1 protein-coding gene is annotated in these 780 nt (G+C 71.7%); it reads left to right on the top strand.

Translation table 11 applies throughout. The annotated features are described in order from the left end of the window. Positions 1-178 precede the first annotated feature (178 nt). Positions 179-676 (top strand): hypothetical protein, encoded by a 498-nt coding sequence (locus tag FNQ90_RS25535; protein WP_182608475.1) that lies wholly within the window; start codon positions 179-181, stop codon positions 674-676. Positions 677-780 lie beyond the last annotated feature (104 nt).

The raw sequence follows: 780 nt of genomic DNA, 5'->3' as shown, positions 1-780 counted from the left end.
CTGGGGCACCACACGCCCCGCCGGTGAGCCCGGAAACCTCTCCACACATCCAGCGCGGCCCCGGCCCCCTTCCCCGGTGCGCCGGCCGCGATCACCCGCGATGGATCACGGCAAAACCGGCACCGCCGACCCCTCCGACGGGCCGTCCTTCCATCGCCCTGTTCTCAAGGAGCGCTCCATGGCTGTCCGCACCCAATGGACGATCACGCACGACTGCGGTCACGAGGCCGTCCATGACCTGGCCCACCGCCCCGCCGACAGGCGGGCCGGGTTCGCCCGCTGGCTCGCGACCAGGGACTGCACCGACTGCTGGAAGTCCGCTCGCGAGGCCGACACCCTTTCCAAGGAGCAGTGGCTCGCCGCCAAGCGCGCCGAGGAACGGCAGGCCGCCGATGAATGGGCCGCCCGTTTCCACATGCCGCCGCTGGAGGGCCCCGAGAACATCCTCGACTGGGGTGAGCGCTGCCGTCACCGGTTGATGGTCGCCGCCCACACCGCGCTGGTCGTCGAGGGCACCGGGGACGAGGGCGAGTGGGCGGCCCTGGAGGAGCGGGCGCGTGCGATCACCCGAGCCGGATGGTGGATCGACCAGCGCGAGGCGGAAGGCCGTGACCTGCCGGAACTCCTCGACGCCGCCGGCGACTCGGACCGCGGAACCGAGAACCCCCACTGGTGAGAACGGGCCGCAACATAGCCGGGGATCGCCGGTTTGGCCAACCGGGGATCGTCCGGACCATTGATCCTGCCACCGCTCCACCGCCCCCGTGGAAGGACCTTCGG

The sequence above is a fragment of the Streptomyces alkaliphilus genome, from assembly GCF_014141535.1.
In the GTDB taxonomy this organism is placed as follows: domain Bacteria; phylum Actinomycetota; class Actinomycetes; order Streptomycetales; family Streptomycetaceae; genus Streptomyces; species Streptomyces alkaliphilus.
Note: the sequence above shows the minus strand (reverse complement) of the source record. Positions and strands in the feature narration are given on the sequence as shown.

Coding starts and splice junctions, on each gene's coding strand:
- FNQ90_RS25535 (WP_182608475.1), top strand. CDS start 179: ATGGCTGTCCGCACCCAATGGACGATCACGCACGACTGCGGTCACGAG.